We start from the raw sequence: 21576 nt of genomic DNA, 5'->3' as shown, positions 1-21576 counted from the left end.
CCCCAACCGCTCGCCGTTCGTGACCCGCGCGGCGGGAATCGCTCGACACAGCGTCGATCCAGGCTGGACGCGGTTGAATTTGCTTCAGATCGATCAGCAGGATCGAGGTGGTACGGGTAAACTGGCGGCAGCACAACGCCGTGACGACGGGAAAAACCAGCGCGGAACCGACATAAGGCAGTCATTCATGACTCATGACGAAGCAGGCGAAAAGATCACGACCATGTCCAATGTCCCGGATGCCGCCGAGAGCACGGGAGCGAGCGCCTCCCCAAACCGATTCAAAGGCTATGTCGTGGCGATCGGAGCCTCGGCGGGCGGACTGGACGCGCTGGAGCGTTTCTTTCAAGGTTTGCCGGCCAACAGCGGTGCCGCTTATGTCGTGATCCAGCATCTCTCGCCCGATCACAAGAGCATGATGGCGAATCTGCTGTCGCGCCATACCGCCATGCCGGTGGTGACCGTCGAGCATGACATGAAGATCGAGGCGGACCGGGTGCATCTGATCCCGCCGGCCAGCATGATGAGCGCCTCGGGCGATGCGTTGCGCCTGAGCCCCAAGAATCCGCGCGGACTGACCCTGCCGGTCGATCATTTCTTCAGTTCGCTGGCCAAGGAGTTCGGCAACCGCGCGATCGGCGTGATCCTCTCGGGGACCGGCTCCGACGGTACCCGCGGCTCGGTGGCCATCAACGATGCCGGCGGCTTCCTGCTCGCCCAGGATCCCGAGTCCTCCAAATTCGACGGCATGCCGCGCAGCGTCATCGCCACCGGTCTGGTGGACGCGATCCTCCCGCCGGAAGAACTCGGACCGCGTCTGCTCGAACACATCCACCAACTGCCTCACGTCAAGATCCGGGTGCCGGTGCTGGCCGCCGAGATCGATCAGGACGGCGCCCACGAAGAGGTCATGCACCTGTTGCAGCATTCCGGCGGGATCAATTTCCGCGAATACAAGCCGGCCACCGTGATGCGCCGGATGGAGCGGCGCATGCAGGTGCGTCAGACGCCGGATCTGCTGAACTATGTGCGATTGCTGGGCACGGATCGGGGCGAGTTGGCGACCCTGCGCCGCGAGCTGCTGATCCCGGTCACGAGCTTCTTCCGCGATCCCGAGGCGTTCGAGATTCTGGCCGAGACCGCCGTCAAGACCATCGTGGCCGAACGCGCCGACAATCAGCCGATTCGCGTCTGGGCGGCGGGGGTCGCGACTGGCGAGGAGGCCTATTCGCTGGCGATCCTCTTTGCCGAGGCCTTCGATCGGGCGCGCCGCTGGCCGAATTTCAAGCTGTTCGCGACCGACGTGGAGCCCCAGAACGTCGAGACGGGCGGTGCCGGCGTCTTCTCCGAGGCGATCACGGCGGAAATCTCGCCCGAGCGGCTGGAAAAATTCTTTCTGCGGCGCGGCAACCATTTCGTGGTCAAGACCGAGATCCGTCAGAGCATCATCTTTGCCCGGCACAATCTACTCGAAGACCCGCCATTCACCCGGATGGATCTGGTGTCCTGCCGCAATCTGCTGATCTATTTCCGCTCCGAGGCCCAGGAGCGCGCGCTGCGCCGGCTCCAGTACGCCATGGCGCCGGGGGGGTTCCTCTTTCTCGGACCCAGCGAGACGCTCGCCAATCTCCAGACCGACTTCACCGCCGTCAGCTCCAAGCACAAGCTCTATCGCATCCTGCGCCATGTCGCGCTGCCCCTGGATACCGCCATCGCCTCGCTGTCGCGCAGCTCGGTGTCGGGCGCCCGGCCGCGTCCGGGGATTCGCACCCATGGCGTGTCCAGCGACGCCGCCGCCATCGATGCCGCGCAGAATCTGCTGCTGCGCAGCTACGCGCCGACCAGCCTGCTCCTGAATCAGCGTCACGATCTGCTGCATGTGTTTGGCGATGTGACGCATTACCTGCGCATCGGCGAAGGCGCGGCCACCCTGGATCTGGCGAAGCTGCTGCCCAGCTCGCTGGTGGCCATCGCCAAGGCACTGCTCTATAAGGCCGCGCGCGATCGCGCGCCGCTGCGCTCCGACCTGCTCGGGCTCTCGCTCGATGCGGGCCGCACCGAGCGTCTGCACCTGGTCGCGAGACCCATTGACCCGCCGCACGGCGAGCTGAACCTGCTGCTGTCCTTCGAGACGGAAACCGCGCCCAATGTCGCCGTCGAGATCGATGCCGCAGGCGGCCGGCGTTCCGCCACGCCCTCTCTGACCGAGATGGAGACGCTCAGTCTCGACCGCGAGACCGCCCAGCGTCTGGAGACCCTGGAGCGCGAACTGGCGGCGACCCGCGAGAGCCTCCAGGCGACCATCGAGGAACTGGAAACCGCCAACGAGGAACTGCAGGCGACCAACGAGGAACTCATGGCCTCCAACGAGGAGCTGCAAAGCTCTAACGAGGAGCTGCAATCGGTCAACGAGGAACTCTATACCGTCAACGCCGAAAATCAGGAAAAGATCGAGATTCTCAACCGGCTCAACGCCGATCTCGACGGCATGGCCAAGGCCGCCTCGATCGCGACCGTGTTCGTGGATTCGCAACTGCGTCTGACCCGCTTCACGCCCGAGGCCACTGCCCTCTTTAAAATCCGCGAAGGCGATCTCGGTCGCCCCATCGACGATTTCACCAATCTGCTCCAGTATCCGGAGTTTCTTCCCGAACTGCATCGCACCATCGCCAGCGGCGAGATGCTCCAGCACGAGATCGACGCCGCCAACGGACGTCACTATCTGGCGCGCGTGCATCCTTACGCGGTGCGCGCCGGCGAGGCGCGCGGGGCAGTCGCCACCTTCGTGGACATTACCACGCTGCGCGATGTGGAACGCCTCCAGGCGGTGCTGGATTCGCTGCCCGAGCATGTGGCCGTGCTCGATTCCAAGGGGGTTATCACCATGGTCAACCGCGCCTGGCGAACCTTCGCGGAGGATAACGGCAATCCGATGCTGCAATATTCGGGACTTGGGACCAACTATCTGGACGTGTGCGACATAGGTCAAATCCTCGACGAGCCGACCGCCGGCGACGCGATGAACGGCATCCGGCAGGTGCTCGAAGGCAAGACCACGGCATTCTCCCTCGAATACCCCTGTCACTCGCCGGACGAGCAGCGTTGGTACATCATGCACGTCGCGCCAATCGATCATCCCGGCGGGGGCGTCATCGTGAGTCACATCAATATCAGCAAGTGGTCGACGGGCAACCATGATTAGACAGAAGACCGGGGTGCGAGCGGGGCAGGGCAGCATCCATGACCTGATCGACATCTCCCCCGAGGAACTGCGCGAGCGCGCGCTGACCGCGCTGCAGCAGGGTCGCTTCGACCTCGCCGACGAGGTGCTGGCGGGGAGTGACATCAAGGTTGCCGCCCTGGTGGAAAACCTGCGGATTTATCAGGCCGAACTTGAAATTCAGAACGAGGAACTGCTGCACAGCCAGCGTCACAGCGAGGAGTCGCTCGAACGCTTCACGGCGTTTTTCAACGGCCTGCCCGTCGCCGAGCTGGTGATCGATCGCACGGGTCTGGTCAAGGAAAGCAACCTGGCGGCGCAACGTCTGTTCAATCTGCGAGACATCCATTTTCATCAGCATTTTTTCGCGCGGCTGATCGCCGAGGCGGACCGGGGCGCGGTCATCGGCGCCTGGTCCAAGCTCTCGGGGAATCAGACCGTGGTCATCCCGGAGGTCCGGTTTCGCGGCGGCGACGCGGGCGAGTTCATCGGCGATCTCCATTTCGCCCCCTTGCCCAAGACCGATGACGAGGCGCCGCAGTTCGTCTGCGCGGTGATCGACCGCACCGAGGCGGTTCAGCAACGCCGGGATCTGTTCGAGACCGGCGAGCGTCTGTTTCGCAGCGAAGCCGAGTTGAAGGAGCGGCTCAAGGAACTCGCCTGTCTCCATGACGTGCTGGCCGCGACCAGCCGGGCCGAGGCCCCCGTGGAGCAGGTCATCCGGCAAGTGGTCGAGCGCCTGCCCGCCGCCTGGCGGTTCGCGGACCTGGCCGAGGCTCGGTTGTGTCTGCCCCACGTCAGCGTCGAGACCGCCGGGTTCGCGGTGACCGACTGGTTCTTGACCGCGCGGATTTCCCTGGTCGACGGCCGACAGGGGGAGCTCACGGTCGTCTATCGCGCGCAACCCCATGACGATGACGATGGCGAGGAGCATGAGATCTTTCTGCCCGAGGAGCGGTCGCTGCTCGATGCCGTGGCGACCCACGTCGCCGTTTTTCTCGACCGGCATGACGATGAGGCGCGCCTGCGCGAGAGCCGCGAGCGCTATCGGGTGCTGGCCCAATACAGTCCGGATTGGGAGTACTGGCTCGGTCCTGACGGTCAGTATCGTTATGTCTCGCCGGCCTGCCTCAAGCTCACCGGTTATCCCGCCGAGGCCTTTGTCGACGATCCCGATCTCCTGGAACACCTGATCCATCCGGCGGATCGGGCGCTCTGGGTCAGCCATTGTCGGGAGCTGGCGTCGAGCACGGTCGAGCATGTGGGCAGCGTGGAATTCCGGATTTTCGCTCGCGACGGTCAAGAGCGCTGGATCGAGCACATCTGCAACCCGGTCGTCACGGACGACGGACGCTTTCTGGGGCGGCGCGGCGTCAATCGCGACATCACCCAACGCAAACGCTTCGAGGAGGCGCTGCGACGCAGCGAGGATTTCCTCAACGCCACCGGCCGCATGGCCAAAGTCGGCGGCTGGGAACTGGATCCCGTGACGAACGCCATGCGCTGGACCAGCGTTACCTATGAGATCTTCGAGGTCGATCCGGGCGCGGAGCCCTCCTTCGAAAGCGGGATGACGTTTTTCCATCCCAGCGATCGCGTCAAGCTGCAGAAGGTCATGGACCTGGCGGTCTCGCTGGGCGAGCCATTCGATATCCAGGCCAGGCTCGTCACGGTCAGCGAACGGCCGCTCTGGGTGCAGGTCTCCTGCGAGCCGTTGATGGACCACGGCGTGGCCACCAAGCTCCTGGGGACGATCCAGGACATCACCGCCCGCATGGACGCCGATAAATCGCTGCGTCAGGCGGCGCGGGTGTTCGAGAATACCGCCGAGGGCGTGGTCATCACGGATCCCGAGGAGCGCATCCTGGCCGTCAATCGGGCCTTTGCCGAGATCACCGGCTACGCCGAGGAGGAGGTGCTGGGCGCGACGCCGCGCATCCTCAACTCGGGGCGTCACGATGCCGAGTTCTATCAGGCGATGTGGGCCGAACTGAACCGCTCCGGTCAGTGGCGTGGCGAACTCTGGAATCGTCACAAAAATGGCCAGATCTACCCGGAACTCATGACCATCAGCGCCGTGGTGGACGGCAATGGCGAACTGACCCATTACGTCGGCGTGTTCCGCGATATCAGCCACCTCAAGCGATCCGAAGAGAAGCTGGAGTATTTGGCCCATCACGATCCGCTGACCGGCCTGCCCAATCGCAGTCTGTTTCAGGCGCGTCTGGAACAGTGTCTGCAGCGCGCCGCGCGACATCAGCGTTTGGTTGGACTGCTGTTTCTGGATCTGGATCGTTTCAAGATCGTCAACGACACCCTCGGCCATTCGATCGGCGACGGACTGCTGAAACAGGTGGCCGAGACCCTGTCGAAACAGGTGCGGGCGGCCGACACGATCGCCCGTCTGGGCGGCGATGAGTTCGTCATCATCCTGGAAGACATCCCGGCCGCGCGTTTCGCCGCCAATTTCGCGGAACGGCTGATGACGGCCTTCAGTCAGCCGTTTAACGTGGAAGGGCATGAACTGTTTATCACCGCCAGCATGGGGATCAGCATCTATCCTCGGGACGGGGAGGAGATCGATATCCTGGTGCGCCATGCCGATATCGCCATGTATCAGGCCAAGAATGGCGGGCGCAACGGGTTCAGTTTCTTCGAGTCCGTCATGACCGAGGGCGCCGCCGAGCGTTTGCGTCTGGAGCACGATCTGCACGGCGCGCTGCTGCGCGATGAATTCATTCTGCATTATCACCCGCAACTGGCGCTCGCCGATGGGCAACTGCGCGGGGTCGAGGCGCTGTGTCGCTGGCAACATCCCACGCTGGGCCTGATTCCGCCCAACCAGTTCATTCCGGTCGCCGAGGACATCGGACTCATCGATCGGCTGGGCGCCTGGGTGCTTGAAGAAAGCTGCCGGCAGCTGATCGTTTGGGAGCGAGCCGGCTTCCATGTGCCGCGATTGGCCGTGAATCTCTCGGTGCGGGAACTGGAGCGCGCCGATCTGGTGGGCGAGATTCGGGAGATCCTGCAACGGACCGGGGTCGCGCCAGAGCGCCTCGAACTGGAGGTTACCGAGTCCATGATCATGCGCAACGCCGAGGTGGCCATCAAAACCTTGTCGGCCTTGCGTGGGTTGGGCGTCACTCTGGCGGTTGACGACTTCGGCACGGGCTATTCATCGCTCGCCTATCTGAAGCGTCTGCCGCTGCACCGTCTGAAAATCGACCGTTCCTTTGTCGAGAAGCTCACGCAGGATGCCAACGACGACGCCATCGTGCGGGCGATCCTCGCGCTCGGCCGCAGCCTGGGTCTGGAGACGCTCGCCGAGGGCATCGAGACCCAGGCGCAAGTGGACTTCCTGCTGCAAGAAGGTTGCATCGAGGGTCAGGGATATCTGTTCAGCCGGCCCATGCCGGCTGCGGATCTCGCCGCAGCCTTGTTCTAGGCGATGGACTCAAATCGCCTCGAAAAACCGCCTCGTCACCGTGAGGTCATCAATGGACGGCGTTCAGCGCCGCGTCCTCGTTACCCCGATGCCCTCAGGCACGCACCAGAATGATACTCCGCCCCGCCGGGCTGTGCTGGATGGCGCTGGCGGTGCGTTCCTCGATTGGCGGCTGGCCTGATCGGCGGTCGAAGACGATGAGCCAGCCCCGGTCCAGCCCCAGGCCGGCGAGATAGCCATCCAGTTGCACGAGTCCCTCGCTCAGGGGATCGGGACGTCCGTCGCGCCAGACCTTCAGCTCCATGGCGAGTGTGACCGCGCCATAACGCAGACAGAGATCCATGCGCCCGGACCCAATGGCGTATTCGCGCTCCAGGGTGCCGCTGCCGTTGGTGACGCGATGCAGGAAGGCCATCAGCACCAGGTGCGGGGCGATTTCGTGGTAGGGGGCGCTTTTGAGCAGGGGCTCGCCGTGCTGGCGCCAGAAGGCGAGGAAAGCTTTGAGCAGGCGCTCGGGGTCGAGCGATCCGTCCGGGGCGAGCCAACTGGGGCTGATCGCGGGGAGCGAGGCTTGCGGCGTGAAGGCGAGCGCGCGCGGCAACACTTCGCGGTAGATGGGATTGGCGATGATCAGGCCGTGACCGGAGATCTGACGGCAGAGGCCCAGGTCGAGCAGATACTGGATGTCGTCCTCGGGCACCTCACTGAGGTTCGTCCCGGCGAGCATCGGCTCGATCACCCGCCGTACCCGGGGTTCCTGGAGCTTGTGCGCCAGTTGGTCAAGATGGGTAACGCGCTCGAGGATCATGTCTTCCTTGGCCCGGTCGATCTGCTCCAGGGCGATCGGCTGGGTGCGGTCGCGGCCCTCGCGCCGCTTGAAGCAGGCGCGGTAGGCGAGTGCGTTGACCAGCCAGGGCTGACCCTGGGTCAGGGTCCACACCTGATCGAGCGCCTCCGGGGTGAAGGGCTGGCCGGTCTCCTGGGTGTGCTCCAGCAGCAGCGTCCGGACCTCATCGGCGTTGAAGTCACCGAGGCGCAGCGATTCGGCCTTGATGTTGAAGGCGCTGCCGCCGGTGATGGGTTCGTGCTCGGAGCTGGCGTGGATGCGGTAGTCGCGCAGGTCGCGCACGCCGCAAAGGATGACGGTCTGCGGAAAGGCGTCCGGGCGCTGCGGGTAGCCGGCGCGCAGTTGGCGCAGCAGCGAGATCAGGGTGTCGCCGATGAGGGCGTCGACTTCGTCGAGCAGCAGGACCAGCGGCTGGTTCGAGCCGGCACACCAGCGGGTGAGAAACTCGTTCACGGCCGTGCCGCCGCCCGAAGTCTGGACGATCTCCCGACCCAAGTCCGCCGCGTCCTGGTCATTGAGCTGATCGCGGGCGCCGCGCGAGATTTGCTCCACCACCGCCCGCATGGCCTTGTCCACCTGCTCTCGATAGGGCTGCGCCACTTCCAGATTGGCATAGACCGCCCGGTAGCGCCCCTCCCGGTTGAGCTGCGCCATCAGCGCCAGCAGGCAAGTCGTCTTGCCGGTCTGGCGCGGGGCGTGGAGCAGAAAGTATTTCTTCTGATCGATCAGGGCCAGGATCTCCTCCAGATCCCAGCGCGACAGCGGCGGCAGGCTGTAGTGATCCTGGGGTCGGTTCGGACCTTCGGTATTGAAGAAGCGCATCGGACACCTCGCGGATGGCGGGATGGATTCAGCATAGCATGGCGCTTCCATGGCATCGGACCGCGTCCGGGATCGGGACTGGCAAACCGGGATGCCCGCAACAGCGGACACGCGATCGGAATACCCGGTATTTGAATCGAACGGCGATCCGCGCCGTCTCGTCATCATCGCGATTGACTGCCGCCCAACGTGCGCAGCAATTGCCGGGCGAACCCCGGCCCACGGTAGATCAGCCCGGTATAGACCTGAATCAGATTGGCGCCGGCGGCCAGCTTCGCCGCCGCCCCGGCGGGATCCATGACGCCGCCGACACCGATCAGCACCGGCTCCGGGCCGAGCGCCGCGCGGACCCGGCCCAGCAGTTCGGTACTGCGCGCCAGCAGCGGCTGGCCGGACAGTCCGCCGCTGAGTCCCTCGGTCGCGCTCGCGAGACCCGCGAAGCGGATGGTGGTATTGGTCAGAACCAGTCCGGCGCAGCCCGCCCCGAGCGCGGCGCGGGCGCAGTCGATGGCGTCCGTATCGGCCAGGTCTGGCGCCAGCTTGACCAAGAGCGGGCGCGGGTGGGACAGGCGCTGATTCGGCCCCTGGATCGCCGCGACGATCCGCTCGACCTCCTCGACCCGTTGCAGATCGCGCAGACCCGGCGTGTTCGGGCTCGAAATGTTCACCACCACATAATCGGCCAATTCGCCGAGCCGCTCGAAACTGCGGCGATAATCGTCGGCGGCCTGTTCCGGCGGCGTCACCTTGGACTTGCCGAGATTCACGCCGAGCGGCACCTGAAGCAGATCGCGCGCGCGCAGACGTTCCAGCCGCCGCCCGATGGCCTCCGCGCCTTCGTTATTGAAGCCCATCCGGTTCACGATCGCGCCATCCCGCGGCAAGCGAAACAGCCGTGGCCGAGGGTTGCCGGGCTGGGGCAGGGCCGTGACCGTGCCCACCTCGACGAAACCGAAGCCCAGCGCCTGCCAGGCCGGCACCGCTTGGGCGTTCTTGTCCAATCCGGCGGCCAGCCCGATCGGGTTGGGAAAGCGCAGTCCCAGCGCCTCGACGGCCAGGGCCGGGGCGCGGGCAATGTCGCTGTCATCCAGTTTGCCCGCGAACAGCGTCGACCAGCGCGACAGCAGGCCCAGGGTCAGATTGTGCGCCAGCTCCGGATCCAGCCGGAATGCCAGCGGTCGGAGGAGGCGCCACAGGTTGTCTTCTGTCATCGTGTTGTCCAAGGCTGTTAAGTCGCGTCCATCGCGCTGCGTGTCGTCGCGCGGGATCGGCCAGATGGGATTCGCCCAGGGCCGTCGGCGTCGATGCGGTTTAGAGGCGATTGACCTGAATGGTATAGTTTGCGTCTTTCAACCGATATCCCCGCGGGAACACTTTCATGGACACGCAAACCCAGTTGCCGGTCGCCCCGCTCGCATCCTGAGACCGCCGCCATGCGTCATCGTGTATTTGTTTATGGCACCCTGTTGCGCGGGGAAGTTAACCATCGCTTGCTGAACGGCGCGGAGTGGCTGGGGCCGCATCGCACCGCGCCCTGCTTTACACTGTATCGCATCGGCGCCTATCCGGGCGCGGCCCGTGGCGGGGCGACCGCGATCCTCGGCGAGGTCTATGCCCTGGATGGCGCCGGTTTGCGCCAACTCGACCGGCTGGAGGACTATCCGATCCTCTATGATCGACACCGGATCGCAACGCCCTATGGTCGCGCCTGGATCTATGTCTATCGCGGCCGGCTGCGCGACCGGCCGATCATCGTCGGCGGCGATTGGCGTGCCCTCGCTGCGGATCCGCAGTCTTTGCGGGCCGCCGGCGTGCGTTGTCTCAGGGATCCCAAGACCCGTCACCGACGGTCGTCATCATCCACAGGTTCAGACGCGATAACCACCGAGATCGAGGAAAGAGCATGTCCGAAGAAGGCCGTTTCACCATCCATCTTGAGCAACGCGAAGGTTTTCAGATCAATGTCGCGTTCGACTGGAAGCGCGCGCCCGATCTGCTGATGGACGAACCCCCGCCGCTCGGCGAGCAGCAGGGGCCGAACGCCTCGCGCCTGCTGGCCGCCGCCGCCGCCAACTGTCTGAGCGCGAGCCTGCTCTATTGCGTCTTCAAGGAAGAGCCGCCAGAGCACTGTCTGCGTACCGAGGTTGACTGCATCATGATCCGCAACGAGAAGAAACGTCAGCGCATCGGCGGTCTTGAGGTCCGGCTGATCCTGGCCGATGTCGTCACGCAGTCGCCCCGTTTCGCCCGCTGCAAGACCTTGTTCGAGGATTTCTGCGTGGTGTCGGCGAGCATCCGCCAGGGCATCCCGATGCGCGTCACGCTGCTCGACGAGCAGGGCACGATCCTGCATGAGTCCGAGTGATGTCTTCGCGTCCCTGCGGTCGTGCTTACCGATCCACGCCCACGGGAGCGGGTCGCTGGATCTCGGCGAGATGACGCCGGAAGGCACCGGGCAGGCGCCCTCCGGAGCCGCGACCGCCCTTGCCGGCGCGCTCGACGCGCTGGGGCTGTCCGGATCACGGCCGGTGCTGGTGCTGATCGGCGGGGCCGCGAATCTCGATCCGGCGGTGGCGGATGACTTGCTCAGCCTGTTCGAGCGACTGGCGCCACGGCTGGATGCGCTGGGCGTCACGGTCGTCGATGGCGGCACCGCCTTTGGAGTCATGGCCTTGATGGGTCAGGCGCGCCATCGGACCGGCGCGCGCTTTCCGCTGCTCGGGGTCGCGGCCCGCGGCACGGTGGCGCTGGAAACGCGGCCGTCGCGTGCCGCAATCCGCGTTCTGAGCGGGGAGGGACAGTGGGGGGACATCGCTCGGCTCGGGGGGCGGGCGTCCGGCGAGGGTGCGCGGCTTGATCCGAACCACTCGCATTTTCTCCTGACGCCGGGCGATCGCTGGGGCGACGAATCGGCCTGGATCGGCGCTGTCGCGACCCAGCTTGCCGGCGATTGCCCTGCGCTGACCCTGGTCGCCGCCGGCGGGCGCGTCACCCGGCTCGACGTGGCGCTAGCCTTGCAGTCGGGTCGGTGCCTGATCGTCCTGGCCGGCACCGGCGGCACGGCCGAGCTGCTGACCGAGTGGTGGCGTCACGGCCGGGAGATGGCGGAGATTCCGCTGGGCGTGCGCGAGCGCGCCTTGATGCGGGTGGTGGAGATGGCGGATGCCGTCGCCCCCGTGGTCGACATCCTGGCCCAGAGGTTCGCGTCGACGGGGGTCGGGAAGGCGTGATGACGATGCGGCCCTGGAAATGACCTGAGTGCCTCCATGTTTTTTGGTCCATCGCCCATCCATGTCTGCGGCTCCGAGTCGCTTGCCTCGCGCGTCGTCGCGGGATTGCGTGCGGATGGGCGACGGGTGCGCCTGGTCTCGCCCGACCAACTGACGACCCTGAAGCCAACCCGCATCCGTACCTTGATCCTGGCCGATCCACCCGACCCGGCGGGCTTGATCGCCGCGTTTGCCGCCCGGCTGGGTCAAGCCCGGCGAGGGTTCGGCGCCGAACCCATCCGGCTGATCCTGATGCACCCGGCTGACCCGCCGCCCCCGCTGCCTGAACTGAACGGTGACGGACGGCTGCGTCTGGAAACCTTCGCCATCGACAATCGCGCCATGCGCGCGCTGCTCACCCGCTGGCCGCTGCATTCCGGCATGGATCCGCCGTTCGGTCAGGAGCCGCATCTGCTGATCGCGGGTTTCACGCCCTCCGCCAGCGCCTTTCTGGTCCAGGCGCTGCGGCTGATCCACTACGCCGATGCACGCCCACGCGTCAGCGTTCTCTGCGATGACACGGAGCGCGCGGGTGCGCGTTTCCAGGCGGCGTATCCCCAAGCCGGTCAGGTGGCGGAGATTCGGTTTGCGCCGCTCGCGTCACCGTCACTCACGGACGCGCCAGCCGTCACCCTCGCCCTGGTCTGCCTGGACGCTCCCGGCACCGAGGGTCTGCGGGTGGCGCGCGCGCTTGCCAAGACCATCGCCCGCGAGCAACGCGCCTCGCCGCCGATCCTGCTGGAGATCGGCGACGACGAGGCTAGGGGCGACATCGCGGACTGGGACGGACAGATCATCCCCTTCTCGTCGCTCCGCGAAGCCTGCCGACCTCAGGTGTTGCTCGATGGCCTTGGCGACGAGGCGGCCCGGAGCATCCATGAACAGTATTGCGACAACATCGCCGCGCAGGGACGCGATCCGGGCGACGAGCCGGCCGGACAACCCTGGCCGCGACTGGCCACGTCCTATCGACAGGCCAACCGCTATCAGGCGGACCATCTCTGGGCCAAGCTGGCCGTCACGGATTGCCGCGCGGTGGCCGAGGAGATGGTGGACGCCTTCGCCTTCGCGCCGCTGGAGGTGGAACGGCTGGCCCGGATCGAACACCGGCGTTGGGCCGCCGATCGGTTTCTGGATGGCTGGAGTCATGCCCCGGTGCGCGACAACGCCCGCAAACAGCATCCGCAGCTCATCCCCTATGACGAACTGTCCGAGCCCATGAAGGATCTCGACCGTTTCGCCGTGCGCGGCGTGCCGAACCTGCTGGCGCGTTCCGGGCTGGGGGTGGTGCGTCTGCTGATCGTCGGTCTCCCCGCGCCGGGTGTGGGGTCGGCCAGCGGGAGACGGCTGCGGACCCTGACCCGGTTGGCTCTGGAGCGGCTGGTCGCCCGCTATCCGGATCGCGCGCTGGTGCTCGCCGCCACGCTGGCGGATCCGGCGACGCGACAGGTGGCGCGACAGGCGCTGGATCAGACCGATGCCGGGCTCTTCTGGCTGCTGCCCCGGCCTGTCGACGAACTGCTGGCCGCCCAGCCCGACGCCGCCGCGCGCCAGGATCTGCTCGAACTCGCCGCCCGCGCCGAGCGCCGGATCGCGCTGGACGGGGAGGACGAACTGGCGCGCTGGTTCGCCGCGCGGACCGAGATCCTCGTCGCACTGGGAACGATCGCGCCCCTGGCCGAACCCGCCAGACGGGTGACGCTCGCGAATGGCTGGGTCGGACTCGACTGGAACTTCGAGTATTGATGGGAGCCGGTTTCCCCTGGGATCGCCGGATTGCACTCGGCGCTTCGGTCGCCAGGCCAGAGTTTGGCGTTCAGTTCCAGCGTTCGACGCAGGGATGATGTTTGCCCGAAAGCGCTTTGGCCATCTGGCCGGCGACGATGCCTTGAAGCGGATTGCCGTCGCGCTGAGCCAAGCGTTGCGCGCGTCCAATATTATCTGCCGCTACGGGGGTGAGGAGTTCATCTGTTTACTCTTGCTTAAACAGGACGATGAGGATTGGAAACACATGCACGCCTGTTTCCAGGCGAGGGGGTCACTGCCATTAAGTTAAGCCGTTCGTGGTGAGCTGGTCGAACCATGAACGGCTTTACGCTCAGAGGCTTAGGATTTTCCGTCCACCCTTCGACAAGCTCAGGGCGAACGGAAAATCCTTAACTTAATGGCGGTGAGGCGAGGGGGTATCTCCCAAAGCTCGTGAACGGGCGTTCACGAGCGCAAAACTCTTCAGTGCGTTTCAAGTTTTACGTCAGCAACTCGTGCTGACAACCGCAGACCTGAACTTGTCAAAGAGCGTTTCGTTCTTGGTTCTCGAACGGAATCAAGATCATGGCATAACACGATCAAGCGAGCCACATCACGTACCGACTAGGGCGAGCGCGTTTAAATCCTCAGCCGAACACCACCTTGGCGCGATCGTCGTCGTTCCACGCGGCCTTGCGGCGCTTCTTGGCCAAGCGGATCGCCGACCCCTCCTGTTCGAACAGGTTCATGCTCAGGTGGCGCACCGAGGTCAGGATGGCGGGGGCCTGGCCCTTGCGGATGCGGCTCGCATCGTCACCGAAGATCACGTCCAGGCGCCAGGGCAGGCGGTTTTCCACGCCCCAGTGCTCGCGCACGGCGTGGGCGAAACGGGCGGCATCGGGTGCAATGGAGTTGATGAAGTACCGGCGCTCGATACTTTCCTTGCCGCCGCTGACACAGGTGCGTTCGACCATCCCGATGCGGCGCAGGCCGGCCCAACGGTCGATGTTGGGCAGTGTCCGCAGATCCTCGGTGATCCAGTCGTGGCGCACTTCCATCCGACCATGATCTTTGTCCAACTCTTCGATGAAGTCAGCCTGGACGTGAGCAAAATCAGCCTGTTGTGCGACCGTCCAATCATCCTCAACCGCTTCCTGCAGGGCACTTTGGTTGCCCTTCAGTCCCAGCACGTCGTCAGCGCCTTGAGCAACGATCTGGGCGGCGATCGCGGTTTGGCAGCCCATGGCGTCAATGGTCACTAAACATCCCTTCAACTCCAGCCGTTCCAACAACTTGGGGATGGCCGTGATTTCATTGGACTTCTCGCTCGTCGCCTCCTGGCCCAACACGAGGCGGTTGGCACAGGCCCAAGCGCTGACCCTGTGCAACGGCGAACGCCCCCGCCGGCGGTCGCGCGAACCGCGTGCCGTCTTCCCGTCGACGGCGATCACCTCCCCGTCCGTGATCTCGGCGATCGACTGGGTCCAACGCAACAAACACGCCTGAAATCCCTTTGGGGAGAGACGTGCGATCACGTTCGCCATGCCGTCATGGGAAGGCACGCCATTGTCAAACGGCGCAAACTGACGCAACCCATCCAGCTTGTCGCGTCCGAAATCCTCGATCGCCTCCCAGCCGTTCGCCCCGCTGACGACCGCGCAAATCGTCAACAGCACAAGATCGGCGAGAGCATGACACTTGTGACGCTCGATCCGGGGATCTTCCAAGGGACGCAAAATGCTCAAGAAGGCTGGCTGACATGAGAAACTCCGACAGTCGTTTCTCGCGATCATCCGTCAACTACCCGAAAAACGGGATTTTTAAGCGCGCTCGCCCTGTGGGATGGTCCGCCCCGCTCCTCCAACGAGCCCTGAGCGGGCACAATGAGCAATGTACTTTGAAGCATCGTCAACCGAGGTAGCGGAGCAGACCAATGGCAAAGTGTAGCAAAGAGCCTGTTGTCACGATCGGCATCGACTTGGCCAAGAACAGTGTGCATGTGTACGGCGTGGACGCGCAGGGCCGACAAGTGCTCAGCAAGAAGGTGACGCGCGGAAGTTGAGCGCCTTCATGGTGAATCAGCCGCCCTGCCTGGTGGCGATGGAGGCGTACGGCAGCGCGCACCATTGGGCGCGGGTGTTTCGCGACTTTGGTCATGAGGTGCGGCTGATCGCCCCGCCGTTCGTCAAACCCTTCGTGAAGTCCAACAAAAACGACGCGGTCGATGCCGAGGCGATCTGCGAGGCAGTGCAGCGGCCCAATAGGCGCTTTGTGGCCGTCAAGACGGTCGAGCAGCAGGACATCCAGGCGATCCATCGGATGCGCAGCCTCGCGGTCGAACGGCGCACCGCCCAGGTCAACCAGGTGCGCGGTCTGCTGCTGGAGTACGGCATCGAGATCCCCCAGGGGCGCGCGGCGCTGATGCGGTGCCTGCCCGAGATCCTCGAAGACGCCGAGAATGGCTTGAGCGAGCGCTTTCGCGCGAGTTGACTCGCCTGCTCGAGGAACTGCGCCACCTCGATGCGCAGGCCGCGCATTTCGACACCCAAATTCAGGTCATCGCCCAAAGCGACGAGACCGCCCAACGGCTGATGACGATTCCTGGCATCGGTGCCCTGATCGCCACCGCCCTGATGGCCGCCGTCGGCGAGGACGTCGGCCTGTTTCGCAACGGGCGCGCCCTGGCGGCCTGGCTTGGGCTGGTCCCGCGAGCATTCCACCGGCGGGCGCGAGCGCCTGCTCGGGATCAGCAAGCGCGGTGACGTCTATCTGCGCCAACTGATCATCCATGGGGCACGCGCCGTCCTGCGCTGGGTCGAGCGCAAGGAGGACGCCACCAGCCGCTGGGCCAGTGCGCTCAAAAACCGCCGTCCGACCAACGTCGCCGTCGTATGGCGATGGCCAACAAGATTGCGCGCATGGCCTACGCCGTGATACGCACCGGTCAGCCCTACGATGCGACGCTCGGGGCGCTCGCCAAGGGCTAATCGCCAGGCCGACACCGAGCGCGCGGCCAGGATCGCGTTAACCGCCCAGAGGGCGCCAAGACCACCGAGTATCACACCACGAGTTGCGAAGAGTGAACCTCACTGTGATGGCCAAAAAGGCCAGTCCTACCTCCCTGAAAACCTGCAGCAGTTCTAAATTTAAGACCATGATGCTCGGAAGGATTCTTTGCGAGTCGACTGGAGACTCCGATGGTCCTGAAGCCCGTTACCCCCGTGGCTCCCACGCCCAGCCTCTTTTCGGTGACGGGCCTGGTGGCCGGCCTTCGCGAGGCGTTGTTCGATCTGCCAGACCATCGCAAGGGCGGCAACCACCAGCGCTATGCGATCGGTGACGCCGCTCCGAGTGCCTTTTCGGCGTTCTTCATGCAGCGTCCTTCGTTCTTGGACGATCAGCGGCGCATGCAGTAAAGAGCGCGGACGCAACCAGGCCCGTTCGCTGTTTGGCGGGCATCCGATTCCGAGCACCCAGCAGATCGGCAACCTGCTCGATCCGATCTCCCCCGAGTGTCTGGCCCCGGCGTTCCTCGACGCGGTCGACGCCTTGCACCAGCAGCGTACCTTGGACACCCATCGCCAAGCCGATGGACGCCGCTTGATCGCCCTGGATGGCACCGAATACCACGGCTCGCGCGCGGTCCACTGTGCGCCGTGTTCCACGCGCACGCTCAGCAACGGCCAGACCCAGTTCTGTCCCCAGGACGGGCACGCGAAGCAAGATGGCGAACTCACGGCCGCCACCCGCTGGCTCCGGCCGTGGGGGCACGGATCGCGCCGTGGCGCACGACCCTGTTGGGTGACGATCAGTCTTGCCATCAGCCGTTTTGCCAGCAGGTGCTCGCGCAGGGCGGTGCGTTCTTATTCGTCTGCCTGCCGCCGTCACATCCGCTTCTGTACGAATGGGTGGCGGACTTCGCGCGCGGCGGCGAGGTGTGCACCTTGGTGAAGACCCGCTGGACGGGCACCCAGCGCCTGACCGAGACGTATCGGTGGCTCAATGACTTACCGCGGCGCGACGGGGAAGACGCCTGGCTGGTCGGCGGGTGCGAACTCACCGCCACCGATGCCGAGGGCCAGGTGCTCGACCGCAACGCGTGGGCGAGTTCCGAGCCGATCAACGCCGACAACGTCATCGCCCTGGTGGCGAGCGGGCGCCGTCGCTGGAAAATCGAGAACGAAAACAACAATCCGCTCAAGACCAAGGGATATCCTTTCGAACACAACGATGGTCATGGCCAACAGCATCTGGCCACCCTGTTCGCGAGCCTGATCCGGTTGGCGTTCCTCGTCCATCCTGTGCTCGACCGACTTCATCCCGGCTACCAGGCGGTGCGGCGTCAACTGCCGTCACGCCGCACCTCAACTTGCCCACAAGCTGCGCGAGCCGCGCGTGCGCCGGATCGTCGAGCCGATGCTGGCGGGGACCGCCCTGGGCGAGGCGTTCGAGGAAGATCGGGAGTATCTGGTCGATCTGGGTCTGCTGCGTCGCGACGGCGCGGGCGGACTCGTGATCGCCAATCCGATCTATCGGGAGGTCTTGCCGCGTGCCCTGGCCAGCGGTCCGCGGGATTCGCTGCCCCAGATCGCCCCGACCTGGCTCAACCCCGACGGCAGCCTGAACCCCGACCGACTGCTCGACGCCTTTCTCGCCTTCTGGCGCCAGCACGGCGAGCCGCTGCTCGCCAGCGCGCCCTACCACGAAATCGCTCCGCATCTGGTGCTGATGGCCTTTCTGCATCGGGTGGTCAACGGCGGCGGGCGGCTGGAGCGCGAATACGCCATTGGTCGGGGACGCATGGATCTCTGTTTGCACTACGGCGCCGTCACGCTGGGACTGGAGTTGAAGGTGTGGCGCGACGGGCGCCCCGATCCGCTGACCGAGGGGCTGACGCACCTCGACGACTATCTGGCCGGGCTTGGCCTGGACCGTGGCTGGCTGGTGATCTTCGACCGCCGCGCCGGACAGCCGTCGATCGAGGCGCGCACCAGCAGTCACGAGATGCTCAGTCCGGCGGGACGCGGCATTCAGGTGGTGCGGGCCTGAGAGAGCGTCATCCGATGAAGCACTCGCCTGCCGTAAAGGATTTCTGGCATGAAATGTCGCGGCAATCACAGTAGGATCGACCAACCGAATCTCTGTCCGCGCTGATCGCCATGAAACACCCGACCGTTGCACCGATCTGTCTGCTACTGATTCTGGCCACCCCGACCTCGGCGGGCGAGAACAACTTTGCCCTTGACCCGGAGCCGCCCGGGCCGGCCTATCTGGAGCCAGGCAAGGCCTGGCGGGAAGCGACGACGCCGTTGCCGCCCTGGCCCCAGGATGCGGACCTGATCGAATTCGAGCCTGACGGTCCGTCGTCCGCCTTCCGTTATTTCATCGACGGCAGGCACCTTGGCGTGGGCGCCGATCAGGTGGTGCGTTACACCCTGGTCGCCGAAAGTCGGAACGGGGGACGCAATCTCTCCTATGAAGGAATCCGCTGCACGCCCAATGGGCAATACAAGGTTTTCGCCTATGGCTCGGGGGGGCAATTCAGCCCTCTGGAAGGCGCCGACTGGCAACCCATCGCCGAACGCTATCGCCACGAACTCTGGGGCTTTCATTTCTGCGTGCCGCGCGGGTTCAAGCCACGCATCAAGAAAGACATGATCCGCTCGCTGACCGGCCACACCGCATCGCGAGAACTTTCCGGTTTCCAGGCCGACTGACCGCGCACGATCCCCGGTTGAAGATCGACCGATGATCCCGCACTCTTTTGATTGGCGGCGAGCCGCACTTCAACCCAATCCACTGACCACCGATGATGAGCCCATGTCAAATCCACTGATCGATCAACCCGGCCTCCCGGCCTTTTCGCACATTCGCCCCGAGCATGTCGAACCCGCCGTCGATGCGCGGCTGGCCGCCTGCCGGGAGCAGATCGCGCGTTTGACCCGTGAGGTCGCGGTGCCGACCTGGGAGAATTTCGTCGAACCGTTGGATGAAGCGGACGACCTCCTGAACCGCACCTGGTCGCCGGTCGGTCATCTCAACGGCGTGCTCAACAGCGACGAACTGCGCGCGGCCTATAACGCCTGCCTGCCCAAACTCAGCGACTATGGCACCGAGGTCGGCCAGAACGAGGATCTGTTCAAAGCCTATCAGGCGGTTGCGGCGCAGGAACATCTGGACCCGGCCCAACGCAAGCTACTGGACAATGCCTTGCGCGACTTCCATCTCTCGGGCGTCGATCTGCCCACGGACAAAAAGGCGCGCTACAAGGCCATCAGTCAGGAGATGTCGCAGCTCACCAGCAAGTTTTCCGAGAACGTGCTCGATGCCACCAACGCCTGGAGCAAACTGATCGAGGATCCGGCGCTGCTGTCGGGCCTGCCCGACTCGGCGCGGGGGCTCGCCCGCCAGAACGCCCAGCAGCAGAATAAGGATGGCTGGCTGTTCTCGCTCGACATGCCGTATTACATCCCGGTCATGACCTACGCGGACGATCGCGATTTCCGCTTCGAGATGTATCAGGCGTTCAGCACCCGCGCCTCGGATCAGGGACCGCACGCCGGTCAGTGGGACAATAGCGAGAATCTGGAGCGCATCCTGGCGCTACGTCACGAGGTCGCGCAACTCCTTGGTTTCGCCAATTACGCCGAACGCTCGCTGGCGACCAAGATGGCGCGCTCGCCCGAGGACGTGCTCGCCTTCCTCAACGATCTGGCCGAACGCTCGGTGGATCAGGCGCGTCGTGAACTGGCCGAACTGGAGTCATTCGCTCGCGCGGAGCATGGCGTCGCGGGCCTGGAACCCTGGGATGTCGGGTATTACGCGGAGAAACTGCGCGTCCACCGCTACCAGATCAGTCAGGAAGAGTTACGTCCCTACTTCCCGATCTCGCGGGTGTTGACCGGGTTATTCGGTGTCATCGAGCGCCTGTTCGGGGTGAACCTCCAGGAGGTCGAGGGCTTCGAGACCTATCACTCCGACGTGCGTTTCTTCGAGATTCGCGACGGCGCATCCGGCGCGCTGCGCGGTCAGTTCTATCTCGACCCCTTTGCGCGTCAGAACAAACGCGGCGGCGCCTGGATGGATGTCTGCACCAACCGCCTGCACAGCACCCGTTGCGATCAGATTCCCGTGGCCTATCTGGTCTGCAACTTTACGCCGCCGGTCGGGGATCAGCCTTCGCTGCTGACTCATCAAGAGGTCACGACGCTCTTCCATGAGTTCGGCCACGGGCTGCATCATCTGCTGACCAAGGTCGATTATCCGGGCGTCGCCGGGATCAATGGGGTTCCCTGGGACGCGGTGGAACTGCCGAGTCAGTTCCTGGAAAACTGGTGCTGGGAGCGCGCGTCGCTCGACCTGTTCGCCGCCCATTGGGAGACCGGCGAGCCGCTCCCGGAGGATCTCTACGGGCGCATGATCGCCGCGAAAAATTTCCAGTCGGCCATGCAGATGGTGCGTCAGTTGGAGTTCGCGCTGTTTGACTTCCGCGTTCATCTGGAATACGACCCCGCCCAGGGCGGACGCATTGCCGAGATCGTCGAGCAGGTGCGCGAGCAGGTCGCCGTCATCCGTCCGCCCGCCTTCAACCGCTTCGCACACGGCTTTTCGCACATCTTCGCGGGCGGTTACGCGGCCGGCTATTACAGCTATAAATGGGCCGAGGTGCTGTCGGCGGACGCCTTCTCGCTGTTCGAGGAAAAGGGCGTGTTCGATCCCGAGACCGGGCGTTCCTTCCGCGAGAACATCCTGGAAAAGGGCGGTTCGGAGGATGCCATGGTGCTCTATGTCAACTTTCGCGGACGCGAGCCAAATACCGATGCGCTATTGCGGCATTCGGGGATCGCGGCCTGAGCGGCCGGTACCCGAGCATGCCGACCGACAGCCTGTTTTACCGCCTGTTTCAAGACTGGCCGGGGCTGGTGCTGGAACTGGCTGGCTTGGACGCAACGGCCAGTGGCTATACTCTCAATAGATAGTATTTGCGATTTTTCAAATCGCTGAAACTTTAATGACAAGAGTGTTTCTAGCTCATCCCCTGTTACACTGTAATTTTTCATATTATACAAGAAGGGGGGTAGTCGGTTAGTGCCTCCTGTCGCAAGATGCAGGGCGAGCGCGTACCCCTATAAATCAATAAGTTACAGTTCATATGTATTGTGAAGCTCGCATCTTAACTGTTTGATTTTATTGATTTCAGAAAAAATTATACGCGCTCACCCTGTCG

15 protein-coding genes and 1 pseudogene are annotated in these 21576 nt (G+C 64.5%); 12 read left to right on the top strand and 4 right to left on the bottom strand.

What is annotated here, in order from left to right; translation table 11 throughout:
• Positions 1 to 187: 187 nt before the first annotated feature.
• Complete coding sequence (locus QZY07_RS08385) at positions 188 to 3202, top strand: chemotaxis protein CheB (protein ID WP_295401521.1); 3015 nt, start codon at positions 188 to 190, stop codon at positions 3200 to 3202.
• Positions 3195 to 6665, top strand: coding sequence for an EAL domain-containing protein (locus QZY07_RS08380; RefSeq protein WP_295401519.1), 3471 nt, complete (start codon positions 3195 to 3197; stop codon positions 6663 to 6665). Before QZY07_RS08385 ends, QZY07_RS08380 begins: the two co-directional genes overlap by 8 nt.
• A 94-nt stretch (positions 6666 to 6759) precedes the next feature.
• Here the strand turns inward: QZY07_RS08380 and QZY07_RS08375 are convergent, their stop codons facing one another.
• Entirely contained in the window at positions 6760 to 8334 is a 1575-nt protein-coding gene (locus QZY07_RS08375) for an AAA-like domain-containing protein (protein WP_295401518.1), read from the bottom strand.
• Between the two features lie 164 nt (positions 8335 to 8498).
• Entirely contained in the window at positions 8499 to 9545 is a 1047-nt protein-coding gene (locus tag QZY07_RS08370) for a quinone-dependent dihydroorotate dehydrogenase (RefSeq protein ID WP_295401516.1), read from the bottom strand.
• Between the two features lie 222 nt (positions 9546 to 9767).
• On the opposite strand from QZY07_RS08370, the gene QZY07_RS08365 reads away from it, so the two are divergent.
• From QZY07_RS08365 to QZY07_RS08345, 5 genes are all read left to right on the top strand, one after another.
• Positions 9768 to 10334, top strand: coding sequence for a gamma-glutamylcyclotransferase family protein (locus QZY07_RS08365; protein WP_295401514.1), 567 nt, complete (start codon positions 9768 to 9770; stop codon positions 10332 to 10334).
• Positions 10238 to 10699 carry an OsmC family protein gene (locus QZY07_RS08360; RefSeq protein WP_363183939.1) on the top strand — a complete coding sequence of 154 codons (462 nt, stop codon included), beginning with the start codon at positions 10238 to 10240 and terminating at the stop codon, positions 10697 to 10699. The genes QZY07_RS08365 and QZY07_RS08360 overlap by 97 nt, the downstream gene beginning before the upstream one ends.
• The gene (locus tag QZY07_RS08355; protein ID WP_295401511.1) at positions 10686 to 11564 is read left to right on the top strand and encodes a hypothetical protein; all 879 of its coding nucleotides are present in this window, start codon (positions 10686 to 10688) and stop codon (positions 11562 to 11564) included. The genes QZY07_RS08360 and QZY07_RS08355 overlap by 14 nt, the downstream gene beginning before the upstream one ends.
• Positions 11565 to 11600: 36 nt before the next feature.
• Positions 11601 to 13349, top strand: a complete 1749-nt coding sequence (locus QZY07_RS08350) for a RyR domain-containing protein (RefSeq protein WP_295401509.1) — start codon at positions 11601 to 11603, stop codon at positions 13347 to 13349.
• A gap of 142 nt (positions 13350 to 13491) precedes the next feature.
• Complete coding sequence (locus QZY07_RS08345) at positions 13492 to 13659, top strand: diguanylate cyclase (RefSeq protein WP_295401548.1); 168 nt, start codon at positions 13492 to 13494, stop codon at positions 13657 to 13659.
• A 337-nt stretch (positions 13660 to 13996) separates the two neighbouring features.
• Here QZY07_RS08345 and QZY07_RS08340 read toward each other — a convergent pair whose 3' ends face one another.
• A complete protein-coding gene (locus tag QZY07_RS08340) occupies positions 13997 to 15142 on the bottom strand; it encodes an ISAs1 family transposase (protein WP_295401507.1) in 1146 nt (381 codons plus the stop codon).
• Positions 15143 to 15282: 140 nt separating this feature from the next.
• On the opposite strand from QZY07_RS08340, the pseudogene QZY07_RS08335 reads away from it, so the two are divergent.
• Together QZY07_RS08335 and QZY07_RS08330 are read left to right on the top strand one after the other, a co-directional pair.
• Positions 15283 to 16336, top strand: a pseudogene (locus QZY07_RS08335) (IS110 family transposase).
• A gap of 210 nt (positions 16337 to 16546) precedes the next feature.
• Entirely contained in the window at positions 16547 to 16765 is a 219-nt protein-coding gene (locus QZY07_RS08330; RefSeq protein WP_295401505.1) for a hypothetical protein, read from the top strand.
• A 591-nt stretch (positions 16766 to 17356) separates the two neighbouring features.
• Here the strand turns inward: QZY07_RS08330 and QZY07_RS08325 are convergent.
• Entirely contained in the window at positions 17357 to 17647 is a 291-nt protein-coding gene (locus QZY07_RS08325) for a hypothetical protein (RefSeq protein WP_295401503.1), read from the bottom strand.
• A gap of 97 nt (positions 17648 to 17744) precedes the next feature.
• On the opposite strand from QZY07_RS08325, the gene QZY07_RS08320 reads away from it, so the two are divergent.
• From QZY07_RS08320 to prlC, 3 genes are all read left to right on the top strand, one after another.
• The gene (locus QZY07_RS08320; protein ID WP_295401501.1) at positions 17745 to 18398 is read left to right on the top strand and encodes a hypothetical protein; all 654 of its coding nucleotides are present in this window, start codon (positions 17745 to 17747) and stop codon (positions 18396 to 18398) included.
• Between the two features lie 110 nt (positions 18399 to 18508).
• Positions 18509 to 19066 (top strand): CNP1-like family protein, encoded by a 558-nt coding sequence (locus QZY07_RS08315; protein ID WP_295401499.1) that lies wholly within the window; start codon positions 18509 to 18511, stop codon positions 19064 to 19066.
• Between the two features lie 103 nt (positions 19067 to 19169).
• Positions 19170 to 21203: an oligopeptidase A gene (prlC, locus tag QZY07_RS08310; RefSeq protein WP_295401497.1), complete on the top strand. Its 2034-nt coding sequence runs from the start codon at positions 19170 to 19172 to the stop codon at positions 21201 to 21203.
• Positions 21204 to 21576 lie beyond the last annotated feature (373 nt).

This window comes from uncultured Thiocystis sp., from assembly GCF_903866365.1.
Classification (GTDB): Bacteria; Pseudomonadota; Gammaproteobacteria; order Chromatiales; family Chromatiaceae; genus Chromatium.
This window is presented reverse-complemented; position numbering and strand designations above follow the sequence as displayed.